General features: G+C 48.2%; 15 protein-coding genes and 1 tRNA gene. 7 read left to right on the top strand and 9 right to left on the bottom strand.

The window, feature by feature from the left end:
- Positions 1–33: 33 nt before the first annotated feature.
- From NFR62_RS05255 to NFR62_RS05240, 4 genes are all read right to left on the bottom strand, one after another.
- Positions 34–2,901, bottom strand: a complete 2,868-nt coding sequence (locus NFR62_RS05255; protein WP_251615326.1) for a hypothetical protein — start codon at positions 2,899–2,901, stop codon at positions 34–36.
- A 317-nt stretch (positions 2,902–3,218) separates the two neighbouring features.
- A complete protein-coding gene (locus tag NFR62_RS05250; RefSeq protein WP_251615323.1) occupies positions 3,219–4,166 on the bottom strand; it encodes a carbohydrate ABC transporter permease in 948 nt (315 codons plus the stop codon).
- A gap of 304 nt (positions 4,167–4,470) precedes the next feature.
- Positions 4,471–5,916 (bottom strand): ABC transporter substrate-binding protein, encoded by a 1,446-nt coding sequence (locus tag NFR62_RS05245; protein ID WP_251615320.1) that lies wholly within the window; start codon positions 5,914–5,916, stop codon positions 4,471–4,473.
- A gap of 82 nt (positions 5,917–5,998) precedes the next feature.
- Positions 5,999–7,471, bottom strand: a complete 1,473-nt coding sequence (locus tag NFR62_RS05240; RefSeq protein ID WP_251615317.1) for a hypothetical protein — start codon at positions 7,469–7,471, stop codon at positions 5,999–6,001.
- Positions 7,472–8,134: 663 nt separating this feature from the next.
- On the opposite strand from NFR62_RS05240, the gene queD reads away from it, so the two are divergent.
- Genes queD through queF form a run of 5 tightly spaced genes read left to right on the top strand, consistent with a single transcriptional unit; the run spans position 8,135 to position 10,978 of the window.
- Positions 8,135–8,554 carry a 6-carboxytetrahydropterin synthase QueD gene (gene queD, locus NFR62_RS05235; protein ID WP_251615314.1) on the top strand — a complete coding sequence of 140 codons (420 nt, stop codon included), beginning with the start codon at positions 8,135–8,137 and terminating at the stop codon, positions 8,552–8,554.
- Position 8,555: 1 nt separating this feature from the next.
- A complete protein-coding gene (queE, locus tag NFR62_RS05230; protein ID WP_251615311.1) occupies positions 8,556–9,221 on the top strand; it encodes a putative 7-carboxy-7-deazaguanine synthase QueE in 666 nt (221 codons plus the stop codon).
- Between the two features lie 8 nt (positions 9,222–9,229).
- Complete coding sequence (folE, locus tag NFR62_RS05225) at positions 9,230–9,802, top strand: GTP cyclohydrolase I (protein ID WP_251615308.1); 573 nt, start codon at positions 9,230–9,232, stop codon at positions 9,800–9,802.
- Positions 9,799–10,485, top strand: coding sequence for a 7-cyano-7-deazaguanine synthase QueC (queC, locus tag NFR62_RS05220; RefSeq protein WP_251615306.1), 687 nt, complete (start codon positions 9,799–9,801; stop codon positions 10,483–10,485). Before folE ends, queC begins: the two co-directional genes overlap by 4 nt.
- A 1-nt stretch (position 10,486) precedes the next feature.
- Entirely contained in the window at positions 10,487–10,978 is a 492-nt protein-coding gene (gene queF / locus NFR62_RS05215; protein ID WP_251615302.1) for a preQ(1) synthase, read from the top strand.
- A 246-nt stretch (positions 10,979–11,224) separates the two neighbouring features.
- Here queF and NFR62_RS05210 read toward each other — a convergent pair.
- Both NFR62_RS05210 and NFR62_RS05205 read right to left on the bottom strand, forming a co-directional pair.
- Positions 11,225–11,299 (bottom strand) — tRNA-Gly (locus tag NFR62_RS05210).
- Between the two features lie 106 nt (positions 11,300–11,405).
- A complete protein-coding gene (locus tag NFR62_RS05205) occupies positions 11,406–12,980 on the bottom strand; it encodes an alpha-L-rhamnosidase-related protein (RefSeq protein WP_251615300.1) in 1,575 nt (524 codons plus the stop codon).
- Positions 12,981–13,206: 226 nt separating this feature from the next.
- Between NFR62_RS05205 and NFR62_RS05200 the strand changes: the two genes are divergently transcribed.
- Both NFR62_RS05200 and NFR62_RS05195 read left to right on the top strand, forming a co-directional pair.
- The gene (locus NFR62_RS05200) at positions 13,207–13,899 is read left to right on the top strand and encodes a hypothetical protein (RefSeq protein ID WP_251615296.1); all 693 of its coding nucleotides are present in this window, start codon (positions 13,207–13,209) and stop codon (positions 13,897–13,899) included.
- Between the two features lie 29 nt (positions 13,900–13,928).
- On the top strand, positions 13,929–14,348 hold the full coding sequence (locus NFR62_RS05195) for a pyridoxamine 5'-phosphate oxidase family protein (protein ID WP_251615294.1): 420 nt from the start codon (positions 13,929–13,931) through the stop codon (positions 14,346–14,348).
- Between the two features lie 50 nt (positions 14,349–14,398).
- Here the strand turns inward: NFR62_RS05195 and recR are convergent, their stop codons facing one another.
- From recR to dnaX, 3 genes are read right to left on the bottom strand one after another with little or no spacing between them, the layout of a single operon-like run.
- Complete coding sequence (gene recR, locus NFR62_RS05190) at positions 14,399–14,983, bottom strand: recombination mediator RecR (protein ID WP_251615291.1); 585 nt, start codon at positions 14,981–14,983, stop codon at positions 14,399–14,401.
- A 2-nt stretch (positions 14,984–14,985) separates the two neighbouring features.
- The gene (locus NFR62_RS05185) at positions 14,986–15,321 is read right to left on the bottom strand and encodes a YbaB/EbfC family nucleoid-associated protein (protein WP_251615288.1); all 336 of its coding nucleotides are present in this window, start codon (positions 15,319–15,321) and stop codon (positions 14,986–14,988) included.
- Between the two features lie 19 nt (positions 15,322–15,340).
- A complete protein-coding gene (gene dnaX, locus NFR62_RS05180) occupies positions 15,341–16,891 on the bottom strand; it encodes a DNA polymerase III subunit gamma/tau (RefSeq protein ID WP_251615278.1) in 1,551 nt (516 codons plus the stop codon).
- Positions 16,892–17,095 lie beyond the last annotated feature (204 nt).

Genomic DNA, 17,095 nt, shown 5'->3' with positions numbered 1-17,095 from the left:
CCCCTAATTACAAGTTGTGAAAATAACCGTTTATCACGCCTTTCTTCTGCGGATTACAAACGCAGCGCTACCCAAAACGAGAACTATCGCCGCCGCGCCGAACGCGCCGCTCACAGAGCCGCCGCAACCGCACCCTTCGTCTTTGGGCGTTTCGGTTGTTCCGGGTTTGTCGCCGTCGGGTTCTTTATCTCCGGGTTCGTTACCGCCCGGCTCATTTCCTCCCGGCTCGTTTCCTCCCGCTTTAACGGTGTAAGTTATGTTTGAGCTGAGCGACTTTTGGTATGCTTCGAGGTCGGCGGGCAACGCAACAACGGTAACGGTGTAATCGCCTTCGTCGGTGTATTCGCTCATATTAAATTCGGTTGCCGCAACAGTTTTTTCGTCTACTATTTCGCCGTCAAAACGCACGGTAACTTCATATTCTCCCGCTCCCGCAATCGCGTCCCAAGTAACTTTTTTGGCCGCAGTGTCGGCTTTAAGAACAGGTTTTGCGAGCATTTCGGGCACGGGGTCGGTAGCCATTTCCGACACGGGAACGTCGGCAACCAAATTCACTGCGGGCTCGGCATTCAAGCCTTTTTCAAGCGCCACTTCGGTGGATATGGGAGTAATGGCAACGTTATCGAGTTCGCACCAAGCGGGCGAATCGGTTATAAAGCCAACATAGCCGAACGAATTGCTCACCGTGTATTCGTATACTTTGCGGTATTCGCCAACAGTAGCGCCATTTTCGTCAACGTTCGCGGCCCACAACGCAACGTTATTGTTGATTACAACAAGTTTAAAACGCGTGGTTTTGTTATAGAAGCTTTTCTCCTCGTCCGAAGGTTTAATATATCCGTTTACGGTATATGCGGGTTTACCGCCCGCTTCGGGATTAGCGCCGTATTTGGGAATAGCGGTATCGCTGTCTTCGGTATCGGTAGCTTCGCTTATAACTTTAAGTGTTGCGCCCTCGCCTTTTAACTTGCCTTCGGGCACTATAAGCGATTCGGCTCCCCAGAAGTATTGAGTCGCGTTTCCTTCCGCAATGCCCACAGCATAATATTCCTCAACCTGAGACTCTCCCGACTGACCTCCGAAAACCGCGTAGAAAGGAGAGAATCTGTTTCCGGGAGTGTTCGATTCTATTCCGCCGAGTTTGCCTCTTTGCTTATACGGAACGGAAATATAATCGAACTGCATAACGAAATCCGCATACGGCTTTAAGAACGTGAGCGCGGCGTGCGTAGACGAACCGTAGAACCCAACTTTTTGGTTTTCGGGAGTGATTCCCGTAACCGCATGCCCGCCCTCAACGGCTGTAACGTGCGCAGACGGCGCAATGTTATTTCTAACGTAGAACTTAGCGGGAGAAATCCATCCGCCGTTAAACGAACTCGTAACTTTTTCGCCCTCGTTCTCGGTGAGTTGATAGCCGGTAACCGCAAAATCGTTTGCGAACACTTCGTAGGAAACTTCGCCTTCGCCCGTTTGCGAAATGGCAACGTGCCCGTTCGCTTTAATGTTAGGGAAGTTCACCGTCTGTTCGCCTACCGTAACGTCTACCGAACCGTCTTTATTGCCAACAACGTCGAGCGTTATATATTCGCCCAAAGCGGCGCCGTTGAGAACGGTAACTTCGCCGGTTGCGGTAGCGGTGCCGTCTTCGGCAATATTGTCGGCTCCGAGCACTATTTGACCCTCGCCGTTCTTCGTGAGATAAATAAGGCTCGCTCCCTTTTGCGGAGCCGAAAGTTTTTGACGGTAGTTTTCAAGTCCGAGAGCAACGCCCACTTTGCGGGTGGAACCGTCGCCAAAGCTTTTAAGCTTAAAAGTGGAAGTCATTTCGAACGTTTTATCAAGGCGGTTATCTACCGCAAGCGCATTGTTCGAAACTATGCGCGCATCCTGTTCGGGATTAGTAACGGTGATTACGGAATCCAACGTATTGAATTTTCCTATGCGCGCCGTTCCGTCAGTAGTTATGGAAAGCTTTGTGCCGTTCGGGTACATAGGGTCGTACGTTATAGAATCTTCCGTTTCGAAATCGCAATCTATAAATACTTTCTTTTCCGCTCCGTCGGCTTTAACGCTGTAAAGCTTATAGTTATCGAATTTTATGTCGCTTGCGGGTTGCCACAACCAACTTGTTCTTGCGGCAGCTTGATTGTTTTCGTTTAAAGAAAGTTTAAAAGCATTTTTAATTGTGCCGTATTCCGTCTTTTCAACGTTGCCCGCCCCGTCGTCGTAGCCCGCGAAAATAGTCATGCTCTTATCGGCGATATCAAATTCGAACCAATAAGTTATATACCCTCTTCCCTTATCTTTCTCGGCTTTAAGCAAATCGGTTTGCAATCCGAAGCCGTCCACAACCTCAACGCCGGTTTCTTTCACGGTGGGAGTTACCTGTTCATCGTTAATAATATATTCATGCGTTTTAACCGTAGTAGGCGTTAAGTCAACACCGTTCACACTATGCACTTCGGTTTGACCGTTTGTCGCACGCATGACTATTGCCATCATGCCATGATTAACCCAGTCAATACGCTGACAGGTTGCAAACGGACCTATCGCAAAATTTGCGGAAGAAGCGTTTGCGCCGAAGTCGTAAATATCAACTTTCATAACGAATTTGGCTACGTCGGCAAAATCGTCGATACCCACTACCTGATAAGCCGAAACGTTGTGCGCGCCCGCCACACCAGACAAATCGTAAATCGTAGTTCCTTGCTGAAAGCCGTATGCCGAAGGCTCGCCGTCGTCACGAATAGTATAATTCGTATTATTAAGTCCCCCCCCCGACATTAGTCCGTCGCCCGTAGGGGAGTTGTGGTTTACTCCGGCAAACGCCGTAAGCGTGGTTCCTGCGCCGAGCGCCAAGCACAGCGCAACGAGGAACACTAACAGTTTTTTCTTCATTTTCCATTCTCCTTGTGTTTTTTTATTTTATTTCTTGCGGGTGGTTGCCCGCCAAAAATAACGTTGGAATGTGGGATGCAAGAGATTGCTTCGCTTACGCTCGCAATGACAGTTTCGCAGTTGTGTCATTGCGAGGAACACAAAGCGCGACGCGGCAATCCATAAAGCCGAAGCGTTAATCGCTTGGTGCATAAGATTGCTTCGCTTACGCTCGCAATGACAATTTCGCAGATATGTCATTGCGAGGAGCGCAAAGCGCGACGCGGCAATCTCCGTTAGTTTTTATACTCGGGTTTGCTTTCTCGCAACCGTGCCGCTTAATATTCGTAGGCGGGCAAGAATCTGTCGATTAGCTTGCGGCTTCCGAACACTATGGGAGTGCCCACAGCCGCGCACAGTATGCCCATTGTGGCGCCGAGCGCCATTTGCGGAGTGCCAGCGTCGCGCACGTTATTCACAATGTAAAGCGCAATAGTGTAGCCGCCCACATTTTCGGCGTTGGTGCCGAGCAACAGCTTAGGTTGCAAAAAGTATGTGAATATTGTGGTGGTGCCGAGTAGCAACAACGTGCCGAGCGTGGAGCCTATCATAGGGATAGTCACCGAGAACAACTCGCGCCACATAGTCAGTCCGTCGAGCTTGCCCGCCTCGATAACGTCTTGCGGAATACGCGTCATTGCGCCCGTCACGAGAACAATATTGTAGCCTATGCCCGACCACAAACCGTATAACAAAATCATCCACCAAGCGTATTTTTTATCGCCGAAATATCCGTCGAACGGCACAAGCTCGGAAAGCCCGAGTTTATCGAACACGTTGGGCAAAAATCCGAACGACGCGTCGAACATAAACGAGAACGTGAGCGTTAGCACGACAACCGAAATTATACTCGGCAAAAAGAAGATAATTTTGAACACGCCGCCGAGCGGCACCTTTTTGTAGAGCACATAAGCAAAAAACAGCGATACGGGCACTATAACAAAATCGTTCCATAAAAAGATTGAAAACGAATTTAGCATAGCGCGCGGCAATACCGAATTTGCTTTTGTGAATTCCTGCCACAAAAGTTTATAGTTCCCGAACCCGAACCAAACCCATTCGCCGGTGTTGAGTTCGAATTTCTGAAACGACAGAAAAATCGTGTCTATGTTTATATACAGCCAAAAAAGCGCAAAGTGCAACACGGGCACCGACAGCATAACGCAAATAAAAACTATGTCGCTCTTGCTGTTTCGCCTCTTTTTAGCTTTTTTGAGTAGCGTCATGCCCCTCTCCTTTGGTTATAATATTTTAAATTGCGCGCTCGCTTCACGCGTTCGCTCCCTCATGTCATTGCGAAAAGCCGCAAGGCGACGCGGCAATCTCCGCTCTATGCTTGGGATTGCTTCGCTATCGCTCGCAATACTCGCCTACGGCTCGTGGCGTTCGCACACTGCGTGTGCTCGGCTAAGGACACCGCAATATGAATCTTGTCATTGCGAGGAACGAACGCAGTGAGTGACGCGGCAATCTCCGCTCTATGCTTGGGATTGCTTCGCTATCGCTCGCAACGACAAAGCAACGTTACTTTTACACTTGCGATAATAACGAATCCCACGACGCCGAAACCGACGCGTATTCTTGCGAGCACCACCCGAGAGGGGTAACGGTGTCGGTCGTTAAGAGCGTTGTGTAAGGCATACCGCCGTTAAACTTTTTAATCTTGTTAGCCGTCCAAAGCTTGTTGGTGGAAGCTTCGAACCAAGTTTCCGAATCGGAGTAAATATCGAGGCAAGACTTTACAAAATCCGAAACTTTGCACTCGCTCAAATCGTAGGTGAACGGACGGGCTGTTCCCGTAAGTTCGGTATATTGAACAAGCATTTCGTCTTTACACATAAACGCCATAAATTTCTTGGCGCCTTCTTTATTGCTCGCCTTTGCGGGAACAAGCATAAAGTCGGGCTGACCGCTGTAATTCACTTTGGAGTTTTTGGCGCCGGGCGCCGCAGGCACACGCATCATGCGGATTTCGTCTTTAATAAACTCGCCCGATTCTTTTTCTATCCAACAACCGTTGGGAATCATAGCCGCCTCGCGCGAAGCAAACGAAACCTGAGCGCGCAAATGGTCTTTGGATTGAGAGCCTCTAAGGGTGTAGCTCTCGCGGTTTTTAGCTATAATGTCGTTGAATATTTCGAGCATTTCAAGCTTGCCCTCGCTCGGGCTTCCCGACTTGTTGGGGTTAAACACTTCGGCGGATTCGAAACGCATGAACTCGTTCATCTTTTCAATTCCCGAAAGCTGAACCCACCAGTTTGTGCCTATAAAGTCCCAATAACCGCCGACGGTGCCGGGATAAACGAACGGAGCGATTTTCCCTTTGGTATCCGCCACTATTTTGGCGCAAAGAGCGGCGAGGTCGTCGGTGGTTTGGGGCACTTGCCAACCGTACTGGTCGAAAAGCGTTTTATTGTAAACAATACCGGTAACGTTTTCGTTCCAAGGGAAAACGAAATAATGTTCTTCGTTTTGGCGAACCGATTTTCCGTAAGTTTTCCAAGTTCCCTTTACCTTATCGAGAATGGTGCCTTCCTCGCCGGGAATTAGGGTTTCGTAGAGCGAATCGAGGTTTTCAAGATAGCCCTGCGACGCATAACTTTGCCAATTCGAAGCCAAAGGCGCGTAAATATCCGAAAGCCCCGATTCCGATTCAAGTTTTCCGCTAAGGCTGCTCGTTATTTCGGAGTCGCTTTTAAGTACAAAATAATATTCCGAGCCGCTTGCGTCCAAAAGAAATGAGCGAGCCGCTTGGCGAATCCACGCGTCTTTAAAACCTGTTGCATAAGTAACTTTAATAGCTTTCTTTCCGTCTTTGGTGTCTTTGTACATTTCGCCGCTTCTCGCGTCGAATGTAACGCCGTCGAGCGAGCCGCCGTTATCTTCGTCGGACGGCGTAACGTCTTTGCACCCCGTAAGCGCGAACACCGAAACGCACAGAATCAACGAGAGTATCACTGTTAAAAACTTTCTCATAACTCTTTTCTCCTTTCCCGCTTTTTGTGAAAAAGCTCGGCAAAAACTATTTTTTATCCCCTAAATTTTAGGGAAAGTGTTTTTAGTACGGAATCACCAACGCGCCCTCGCCCGCTTTCAAATCGAGAGTAAGCGTGCCGGATTTAAGCCTTACGGTGCTTGTTTCGCCGTTCTTAACAACTATCGCGCCGCCAAAGCCGCTCAATGTCATTGTAACGGTGTTGCTTATGTTCTTTCCGGGGTCGGTAAAGTTCACCGCCAAATAGCCGCGTTTTCCGTCTTTATCTTCGAACACTCCCGCGAACGCGTCTTCTTTGCTCTTAAACGAAGTAAGCGTTTTGTCCGACGTTATAACGTTTGGCGAATCTTCCAAAAATCCGAAATTCTCAACGTCGTCGTATACTTTGCTGAGCATTACGCCCTTCCAATCGAAGTTGCCGAGATACGGCATTAGCGCTTGCACCTCGCGGTTGGCAGCCTGAACGTAGTCGTAAGCCGCCGTCTTTTCGTAATTGCGGTTTAAAAGCGCGTCGTTTCCGAACTGAGTGGCGCCGTCGTTAGGAGGCGGGCAGGTGTAGCAAAACCACTGTATGCAATCAACGCCGTAAGCAACAGCGCTGAGCGCCTGCATACTCGCGTCGGCTTTGCTGCGAAGCTCGCGATTTTTCGCGCCGAACGATATGCTTTGCAAGAAAGTCCAAAGCTCGCGGTCTTTCCCTTCGTCGGCAATGAGCTGCTGCATAATGTCCATGTTGTAAAGGAACGATTTTTCAAACGAAGTACCGTCTATACCGCTGCCGTAAAGCGGATAATGGTCGTAAGACACATAGCTATCCTGCATTTTGTTGAACCAACGTTGCAGATAGTCTCTGTAACGCACCGTAGAGCCCGCGACGCCCGAAAGTTGGTACGGGTCGGCTATAACGGGAAACATGTTCACATAGAACATGAGTTCGGGAGCCGCCTCGTGGAAAATACCTTCGGCAAACGAAAGCATATCGAACATGTCGGCGCCGGGTTCGTCTTTAATCATAAAGCCGCACAATGCGCTTGCGTATTCGCTTTCGGTATACTTTTTAAGCACGTCTTTCACTTCGTCTACGCATTCTTTGCGCGTTACAACTCCCGCTTCAACGCGCGTTTTCGCGTTAAACAAAAGCTGACGAAGTTGGTCGTCGCCGAGCATTTGGCGAATGCCCACCTTGTGAGCCGCTTCAAGCGCTTTAAGATTGTAAGCGCCGCCGTCGAGCATCACATCGTAGCCGGGAAACGCGATTGTAAAGCCCGCGTCCGCTATCTCTTGGTAATGCGCGAGAAACTCGGCATCGGTTAAAGGTCTTTCGCCCGTTTTCTTGCCCGAATCGTCGTATTCCACAATCTTATCGGATATGCCTACCCACATGCCCACTTCGAACTTTTTATCCGAATTATAAACGGGCAATTCTCCCGGCTCTATATCGGAGCCTTTTTTGTCGCACCCTGCCATAAATCCTCCCGTCGCACTCAACAAAAGCATAGAGCACGCCAACAAAATAGTAGTAAATCTTTTTCGCATGTTCGTTTCCTTCCTTTCGACGCCTTTTGCGCCGGCATACCGAACTTCGGCACCTCATCATTCCGCATAATTTGAACGAATAAGGATTGTGAGGAGCGGGCTTTCGCCGCTTCCGTCCCCCAAAATTCCTTTATATACATATCATAACATACAAATTACAGATTGTCAATACCCATTTTAAAAAAAGTTTAACTTTTTTTGCAATTTTTTTTAAAATTTTTATATTTATAGGCATTTTATAGCCTTAAAAACTAAACTTAGTTTATTTTTGTTGTTAAAAAATACAAAAAAAGTTAAAATTTACCCCTTATAGCAGTTAAATCGCTCTTTAAGGTTTAAATTAACCCTATATTAAAAAAATATGTATTCAAAACCACGCTTTTTTTCAGTAATAAATAATAAGCAGCGCACCTAAAATCTGAAAACGGTAGCATACGGTTTTAACCCTAATCATATTTTACCGCTATTTTGAAAATAAGTAGTTCGTAAGCATTTCGGTTGAGTTGACAAACGAGTTACAGCGTGGTATTATATAATAAATTAAACGAACAGTTCGTTTGCCTAATTCCGTCGTTAAACAAAACCATGACATCTGAATGGGAATATTATTTTTAGGTGCAGTCGTTTTGTTGCGGCTGTACTTTTTTGCGCAAAGGGAGAGCTATGTATTATTTAAAAACTTCGTCTTGTTTTGACAGCGCGCACTTTCTTCACGGATACAACGGCAAGTGTGCAAATATTCATGGTCACCACTGGATTGTGGAAGTAAAGATAAGCGGCGGCAAATTGCAAGGAAGCGGCGAAAAGCGCGGTATGCTCTTGGACTTCGGCGATTTTAAGAAGGCGGTAAAAGAGCTTGCGGAAAGTTTTGACCACACGCTTATTTACGAAAAAAACACCCTTAAACCGGCGACCCTTGCCGCGCTCAAAGAAGAAGGGTTTTCATTGGTTGAAACGAATTTCAGACCCACTGCCGAAAACTTTGCCGCGCACATATACGCTGAACTTAACAAAAAGGGCATGCCCGTTTTCAGCGTGAAAGTGTACGAATCGCCCGAAAACTGCGCGGTGTACGGTGAGTGATATGCCATGTTTTAAATTAGTTGAAAAGTTTGTAAGCATAAACGGCGAAGGTCCGCGCGCGGGCGAGCTTGCCGTATTTTTGCGCTTTTGCGGCTGTAATCTTAATTGCGGCTACTGCGACACGCATTGGGCAAATACCGCCGACGTAAAATACGAGCTTGTTGCTGCGGAAGAGCTTGTTGCATACGTGAAATCGACGGGCATAAAAAATGTTACCCTGACGGGCGGCGAACCGCTATTGCAGGCGGATATTGCGCATCTTATAGAATTGTTGGGCGCGGCGGGCGCAGAAGTTGAAATAGAAACCAACGGAAGCGTGTCGTTAAAATATATCGCTTCCCTATCGCCCCGCCCCGCCGTTACCGCCGATTATAAGCTTCCTTCAAGCGGGATGGAAAAATATATGCTGACAGAAAACTTTCCTTACCTTACATTGCAAGACGCGGTCAAGTTTGTAGTTGGGGATAAGCGCGATTTGTTGCGTGCGGAAGAGATTATAAACAGCTACGGACTTACAGACAGGTGCCATGTTTATTTCAGCCCCGTGTTCGGAAAAATAGAACCTGCGGAAATAGTGGAGTTTATGAAAGAGCGTAAGCTTAACAGTGTACGCTTGCAATTACAGTTGCATAAAATCATCTGGGAACCCGATATGCGCGGTGTATAGGAGAAAGTATGGATATTAAAAAAATAGAAAAACATATACGCGGCTTATTGGTCGCCATAGGTGAAGACCCCGACCGCGAAGGTCTGAGCGAAACGCCCGCCCGCGTGGCTCGAATGTACGAAGAAGCGTTTGAAGGAATTAAATATACCAACCGCGAAATTGCGGAAATGTTCGGAAAAACTTTCGAAGTTCCGTCCAACCAAAATTCAGGCGACGCAGTGGTAATAAAAGACATAAGCGCGTTCAGCTATTGCGAGCATCATATGGCGCTTATGTACGATATGAAAGTCAATGTGGCGTACATCCCGCGCGGAAGAGTACTGGGGCTTAGCAAAATCGCGCGCATTTGCGATATGGCGGCAAAGCGGTTGCAATTGCAAGAACGTCTGGGACGGGACATTGCCGAGATAATTTCACTTGCGGCTTTATCGCCCGACGTCGGCGTTAGGATAGAAGGCTACCACAGCTGTATGACTTCGCGCGGTATAAAAAACGTATCGTCAAAAACGGTTACCAAAACTTACTTCGGTGCGTTCAAAGACGACATTTCCCTGCAAAATCTTTTGGGTGACAAGGCATGAAAGCACTCGTTTTATTAAGCGGCGGCGTAGACAGCGCAACCTGTCTCGGACTGGCGGTTCAAAAATACGGTGCAACGGAAGTTTCAGCCCTTTCCGTTTACTACGGTCAGACCCACAGTAAAGAACTCGACGCAGCGCAAAAAGTTGCCGACTTTTACGGCGTTAGTTTAAAGCGGCTTGACCTTTCTGTCATATTCGAAGGTTCGGACTGTTCGCTGTTGGCGGATTCACCCAAAGATATACCCCTGCAAAGTTATGCCGAACAGCTTTCCATAACGGGTGGCAAACCGGTTTCAACCTATGTCCCTTTCAGGAACGGACTGTTTCTTTCGGCGGCGGCAAGCGTGGCGCTGTCGCACGGGTGCGAGGCGATATATTACGGCGCGCACAGCGACGACGCGGCCGGCAACGCCTATCCCGATTGCAGCGAAAAGTTCAATTCCGCTATGAGCGAAGCTATTTATACGGGCAGCGGCAAACAGCTTAGAATTCTTGCGCCATTTGTAAACTTAAACAAATCTCAGGTTGTAAAAATGGGGCTTGAACTCGGCGTTCCGTACAAATATACCTGGAGCTGTTATTCGGGCGGCGGAAAACCTTGCGGCGTATGCGCTACCTGTCGAGACCGTGCCGAGTCATTTAGAGCCAACGGAATAGAAGACCCCGCAATAAAAGGAGAATAATATGCTAAGAGAAAAACCAAACGAAGGTATTACCCTGCTCGGTAACAACGACACTAAATATCCGCAGACTTACACCCCATCCGTTTTGGAAACGTTTGCAAACAAACATCCCGGAAGGGACTATTTCGTAAAGTTTAACTGCCCCGAATTCACAAGCCTTTGCCCAATTACGGGTCAGCCCGATTTTGCCGCAATCTACATCTCATACGTACCACGCGAAAAGATGGTTGAAAGCAAGTCTTTAAAACTGTATCTTTTCGGGTTCAGAAACCGCGGCGATTTCCACGAAGACTGCGTGAACATAATTATGAACGACCTTATTGATTTGATGGACCCCGCATATATCGAAGTATGGGGCAAGTTTTTGCCACGCGGCGGGATTTCCATAGACCCTTATTGCAACTACGGAAAAAAGGGGACCAAGTGGGAACAGGTAGCCTGGGACAGACTTTCGCACCATGATATGTACCCCGAAAAAATAGACAACAGATAATACAAAAGCGGACGGACGTCCGCTTTTATTTAAAGCGCCATCCTCTTCGTTCAATGAGGGACAAAACCATTTTCGTTGTATCCAACTCAAAAACAGGAAAACGAAAAGAAAAAGAAAATAAATTCCGTCTGGATAAGCGTATATTGCACTAAATGGGCGACTACCCGAAAACAGCCTAAAAGAGCGTTTTTGCATAGAAAAAAACACACAACGGAGTTTTATACGCTCTTTTCGTGTGTGTCTTTTTGGAGCGGAAGACGGGACTCGAACCCGCAACGTTCAGCTTGGGAAGCTGACGCTCTACCATTGAGCCACTTCCGCAAAAAGCGGCAACCATAGTATACCGCATTTCACGCCGACGCGTCAAGCAAGGAAACGACATTTTCCGTTTTTTGCTTAGCGCCGACTAAATTCTTCTAATCCGCGTTTAATCGGTAATAACTTTTATGCCCGCAGGAGCTTTTATTTCGGTCTTTTTGCCCTCGCACGCCTTAACTTCTATCAAGCCTCCGGGAACGGGAATTTTGGCATTCACATATTTAAGCCCGCACAAATCGGGTTTTATTCTAACGGTCTTGCACCCCGCTTCCAAAGGCTCGAATCCGAGAATAAGGCGGAACAAATAAGGAACGGGACCGCTCGACCAACCGTGACACAGCGAATGGCGGAAACCGACGTAACAATAAGCGCCGAAAGACGCGTGAACGTCAACCTCGCCGTCTTCGGGCAAACGGGTTATGGGCGCCGCGTTATTCAACCAGCATATATCGAAATCTTCCCAAAACGAAGTTGCGCCCAACGACAACATGCCGCCGTAATATTCTTCGAGCATTGAAAGAGCTTGTTTGCCGTAGCCGCTGTTGTGCACGGCGCGCAAAATATAATAGCTCATAAACGTGCTCATGCCGGCGCTTCCGCCCTCTAAAAGTTTGTCCACAGCGGAATTATAGCCGGCAAGAAGCTGCATAGCTATAGCCTGTTTGCTTTTTTCGGCGCGAACGGCGTAACGCTTCAATTTTTCTTCGGCTTGCGCCGCCGCAACGTTTTCCACTCCGAAATCGGCGCAAAGCGAAATCGCGGCTTGCATAGCCAAAAGCGCCAACGCATGAACGCCGGGAGCTTCATCGGGCTTATCGTGAGTGGGCCAATCAAGGAAAATGAAATCGAGCTTTAATTCCCCGTCGTGCGTGATAAGCTTGTTTATTTGTTCGCTGAGTTCTATAACGTAATTAACGCTTTCGAGAACGAACTCCCGCGCGCCCGTGAGCATATAATAGTCTTTAAGTATTAAAAGCCACCACATGGAATATGTGGGAAAATCGTTCATCCATTTGGGAAGCGGCGTACCCTCGCGCACAAAATCGAGCGCGCGCTCGATATTTTCAAGTCTGCCGAACACATGAGTCGCCGCAAGCATTTCGGGGTGAATGTCGCCAATCCAAACAAGTCGGTCGCGTTTTATGCCGTCCCAAATATACCCGTTTTGCAAATTGAGCATAACGGTACGAGCCGCAGTAGCAAAAATTTCGTTTAAAAGCGGGCGGTCGCACTCGAACGAGCCGAGCTGCTCCCCCGCAAAATGCGTATATTCGGCAACGGCGCACTTTAATCCGAGCTCTCCTTCGAGGCAGTCTATACGCAAAAACCGAAATCCGCTGTTAAAGTAACTTTGGTCGCTGAAATCGGGCAAACAAAAAACACCGTCGCGCACAGCGTGGTCGTTGGTTGCAGTGCCGCCCGTAATTTCGCTGCACGCTTCCGACACGCTTTCGCCGAGACGCAACCGCACTTTTTTACTGCCCTTGAACGAAAGCAACCGCACTCCGCCCGCAAGTTCGGCACCGTAATCAAGCACAACATAGCCGCCCGCGCGAATAACGGTAAGGTCTGGTTCGGTAAGCGATATTTGAAGCGGTTTCTCTCTTGTAAGAGCTTCCGCGTTTTCGGTTTTGTGTTCGAGAACTATTCTCTCAGGTCTGACAATTTCGGTTATAGCGTTCATTTAAACTCCTGAACCTGCTTTTTTATATTTATTCAAAGCATAATAATCATATAATACCATGCTTTCCTTTTAGTATACCGCACCGAAACGGAAAAGTCAAGAGCCGAGACCCTTTCGCCGAAAAATAGCGCGCATAAAAGCCGCGCGTTTAAAGTTTTTTTACGCAAGCGTATTGACTGACGCCCAAAAGTGTGTTATACTAAAAGAAAAAAGGACGGGAGAGCGGATGAAAGAACACAACGAAGAGCAGTCTCGCAAACAACTTGCTTACGACGAAGCGATAAAGGGAAAAACCGACGAAGAGGTTGTGGCGCTAAATTATTTTTTCAATGCGGCTAAAAAGAAAGGCTGTTTCAAAAAGAAACAGGTACTTTTGGTGTCGGACGCGCAATACGACGAGCTTGTGGCAAAGCGCGCGGGCGAACTTACCGAACAAGCCGTTTTTGCCGCTCTCGGACTTGACGGCAACCAAAGTTGGTTCAACGAGTCGCTTAAAGTGCATACGCCCGAATTCGAAAACGCCGAATACGTTAAAATGGGCGCCGACGAAACGGCAAGGACTTCGCGCATAACCACAACGGTGCTTTTATACGGCGCCGACACTATGTATTTTTATTCCCGCACGTTCTCGCTTACCGACCGCTACAACAACGAACTCGCGGCAAGCATAATGTATAAAGACATTACCTCTATTGCGCTGAACACCGTAACCACCGAAACGCGGCGCGACGTGATAGAGCAAAGCGGATGCCTTAAAAAGAACAAAGAAATTCAAGTTTGGGTTCCCGCAACCTCTAACAAAGTTATTTTCACAGTGCCGGGAAAGACGTACACCGTAAACGTCGGCAACGCAAAATCCATTATGACGGCGACGATTGCCAAACTCCGCACCAAAATAGCCGAATGCAAGAAAAAGTAGTTTTTGCGCAATAAGTGAGAAAAAGTTTTATGACAAAAGAAGAACTATATAATTTTATAGCGAAGCAAAAAACCGCTTTTCTGTCTTCCGTGAACACGCAAGGTTTTCCCGTAACAAGAGCTATGCTCGCTCCGAGAATAATAGACGGAAACGACATTTACTTTTCAACAAACACTTCTTCCAAAAAAGTGGAGCAATATTTAAACAATTCGAAAGCGTGTTTATATTTTTACGAGCGCGGACGGTTTAAGTATAGGGGCGCGACTATTATAGGAAACGTGGAAATTTGCACCGACCAACCCACTAAAAATAAAGTTTGGCACTTCGGCGACAGGTTGTTTTATAAGCAAGGAGTAACCGACCCCGATTATTGCGTTATTAAATTCACGGGAATTCAAGCCGAATATTACTGCGACTTTAAAATCGAAACAATACAACTAAACGTATAAAAAATAGAACGCGCAACCTTAGGTTGCGCGTTTTCGGTTTATATTTAAAGTTATAATTCCGTGCGGGCTTCGAGCGCTTTCAAAAGAGTAATTTCGTCGGCGTATTCAAGCTCGCTACCCATGCTTATTCCTTGCGCTATTCGGCTGACTTTAACTCCCATAGGTTTTAAAAGCCGAGCCAAATACATAGCGGTTGCCTCGCCCTCAACGTCGGTGCTTGTGGCGAGAATCACCTCTTCCACGCCGTTAAGACGGGCGAGCAATTCTTTTATTCTCAACGAGTCGGGGCCTCTGCCTTCGAGCGGCGAAAGAGTTCCGTGCAAAACGTGGTAAACTCCTTTATAGCCAGAAACGCGCTCCAACGCGAGCACGTCTTTGGGATAAGCCACAACGCATATAACGTTTTTCTCGCGGCGAGCGCAAATTTCGCAAGTTTCTTTATCGGTAAAATTGCCGCATTCGTCGCAATAGCGCACTTGCGTTTTCACGTCGCGGAGCGCGGCGCAAAACTCCTCCACCTCTTCGGGCGTCATATCTATAACGCTGTACGCGTAACGTTGCGCGGTTTTGGCGCCCACGCCGGGAAGCCGCGCAAACTTATTCGACAAGCGCAAAATACAATCAAGCTGTTTCATAATCAGCCGAGCATACCCGCCGCGCCGTAAGGCAACATTTCTTTTTCTTTCTCCGCCACCTTAGCAAGCGCGTCGCCGAGCGCCGCCGCTATAAGGTCTTCGAGCATTTCAACGTCGTCGGGGTCTACGGCTTCGGGCTTAACGGTAACGCCCTCCACCTCGCGCTTACCCGACAGCGTAATTTCCACCATGCCGCCGCCCGCAGTTCCCGTAACCGAAAGCTCGGCAAGCTCTTCCTGCGCCTTAGCCATTTGTTCCTGCATTTTCTGCGCTTGGCGCATCATCTGCTGCATGTTAAAACCGCCACCGCCGCCGAATCCGTTAAATCCTTTTGCCATTTTAAATATCGCTCCTTTATTATCTCGTTATATTCAGTTTTGCTTTCCCGCCCGAAAGCATTTTTTTTATTCTCTCGATTTCGCTGTCCATATCGGGACGGCTCGCGCGCTTATCCACGCTAAGCGTGAGGTTAATTCCGCAAGCGGAAAGCGCCCGCTCGATTGCCGATTGCGTTTCGGGGTCGGAAAATTGCAAAAATTCGGCATCCGATTCGGGACACACGCATAGCTTCCCGTTTTCGGTTTTAACGTCGTGAGTGTTGCACAACAGCGAATAAACGCTCATAGGTCCGTTCTTTCGGAAATACGTTATAAGCTTTCCCCACACGCTCTTTTCGTCGGTATCCGAAACGGGTGCCGACTGCGGCGAAAGCTGTTCTTTCGGTGCGCTCGGCGCGGGCGAAGCTACGAGCAATCCGTTCGCCGTGAGCTGTTCTATTTGCTTTTCAAGCCGAGCTATTCGCGCCTGCAAGGCGTCGGCGGAAGAATCCGCAAGCTTCCCCGCCCGCAAGCAAGCCGTTTCCAACACAATTTTGGGACTTACGCTATACCGTAGCTCCGAATCCACCGAACCGAGCAACCGAATAATCGCGGTAAGCCCGTCTGCGTCCGCTTCGGCGGCAAGAGAGCGCAAATTCGCCAGGTTCTCTTCGGTGTCTATAACAAGAGTTTCCGCGCCCGTCTTTATAGCCAAAAGGTCGCGCGCGCAACCGAGCACGTCTTTGGCGATGCGCCCCACCGACTTCCCGTAAGAAGTAAGCTCGTTAATTGCGAGCAATATTTCTCGCGCGTTTCCTTTTAAAACGTTTTCGGTTAAAGCACGGATTTTTCCTCTGTCGGCGGCGCCCAAAACGTCGAGCACGTCGGAAAGAGTAAGTTTGCCGTTCGACCTACTAAGGCACATGTCGGCAATAGAAAGCGAATCGCGCACGCTGCCTTCGCCCGCACCCGCTATGTAGCGCACGGCTTCGTCTTCGTAGGCTTTGCCTTCGGCGTCGAATATTTTTTTTATATTATCCGAAAGTTGTTGTTGCGAAACCAACCTAAAATCGAACCTCATGCACCGCGACAAAATGGTGGCGGGAAGTTTGTGCGCTTCGGTTGTTGCAAGTATGAAAATAACAAATTCGGGCGGCTCTTCGAGCGTTTTCAAAAGCGCGTTAAAAGCGCTGTCGGTGAGCATGTGCACTTCGTCTATAATATAAACTTTATACTTTCCGTTCACAGGCGGATATTTTACCCGCTCGCGGATTTCGCGCACTTCGTCCACGCGGTTGTTGCTCGCCGCGTCTATCTCCATAATATCTATATTCGAGGCGTCGGCAAGCGCTTTGCAAACCTTGCACTTTCCGCACGGCGACCCGTTTTCGGGATTTAAGCAATTCACGGCACGCGCAAAAATCTTGGCGCACGTCGTTTTTCCCGTGCCCCTGCTTCCCGTAAACAAATAGGCGTGCCCCACCCGCCCCGCTTTAAGCTGGTTGATAAGCGTTTCCGTTATATGATTTTGCCCTATCACGTCTTCGAAGCACGTCGGGCGGTATTTGCGGTAAAGTGCGGTATAACTCATGTAATTAGTATAACATTTAACCGCCTTTGCGTCAAGCAAACAAATCATGCCGACGAGAAAAGCGATTTTGCCCGAAACCACTAATATTTAAAAAAACGAGAAACAAAACAATATTTTTTTACTTTTTTTCAACCGCCGCAAGCCGCCGAACAGACGTTTATTTAAACCCAACCGAAAAATGCGGAACCTCCAACCGTTGCCCTC

The sequence above is a fragment of the Pumilibacter muris genome (genome assembly GCF_943193045.1).
In the GTDB taxonomy this organism is placed as follows: domain Bacteria; phylum Bacillota; class Clostridia; order Christensenellales; family Pumilibacteraceae; genus Pumilibacter; species Pumilibacter muris.
This window is presented reverse-complemented; position numbering and strand designations above follow the sequence as displayed.